2 protein-coding genes and 2 tRNA genes are annotated in these 502 nt (G+C 47.4%); all 4 read left to right on the forward strand.

Going from position 1 to position 502, the window contains the following annotated elements; translation table 11 throughout:
• Positions 1-184: hypothetical protein (locus Q4574_RS21460; protein WP_303477720.1), on the forward strand; the 184-nt coding region annotated here is incomplete at its 5' end.
• Positions 170-244: transfer RNA gene (locus Q4574_RS21465), tRNA-Gly, on the forward strand. The genes Q4574_RS21460 and Q4574_RS21465, both read left to right, overlap by 15 nt.
• A gap of 8 nt (positions 245-252) precedes the next feature.
• Positions 253-328 (forward strand) — tRNA-Thr (locus Q4574_RS21470).
• A 61-nt stretch (positions 329-389) separates the two neighbouring features.
• Positions 390-502, forward strand: a 113-nt coding sequence (locus tag Q4574_RS21475) for a GTP-binding protein (RefSeq protein ID WP_303475536.1), incomplete at its 3' end; no start/stop codon positions are given.

Below are 502 nucleotides of genomic sequence, written 5' to 3' on the forward strand. Positions count from 1 at the left end.
ACCCAAGCGGTCAACGGGAGCAGACTGTAAATCTGCCGGCTCAGCCTTCGCAGGTTCGAATCCTGCCCCCTCCACCATTTTTACTGTGCACCTGCAGTTTAATCAGGTGTATGGTGTGACGCAATGTGTCACGCCACCACTTTCAACAAGGTGGATAGAGAATAGGTTTGCGAGCATCGTATAATGGCTATTACCTCAGCCTTCCAAGCTGATGATGTGGGTTCGATTCCCACTGCTCGCTCCAAATTTAGTGCTGATATGGCTCAGTTGGTAGAGCGCACCCTTGGTAAGGGTGAGGTCGGCAGTTCGAATCTGCCTATCAGCACCAGTTCTCCCCCCAACTTATTGATTAGGTTTTTTTTTAATTACTTTGCTAGGAAAAATTTAAGATGGCAAAAGAAAAGTTTGAACGTACGAAACCCCACGTAAACGTCGGTACAATTGGCCACGTTGACCATGGTAAAACGACGCTAACAGCGGCAATCACTACAGTTCTAGCAAA

Origin of the sequence: Aliiglaciecola sp. 3_MG-2023 (assembly GCF_030548205.1) — a bacterium.
Lineage (GTDB): Bacteria > Pseudomonadota > Gammaproteobacteria > Enterobacterales > Alteromonadaceae > Aliiglaciecola.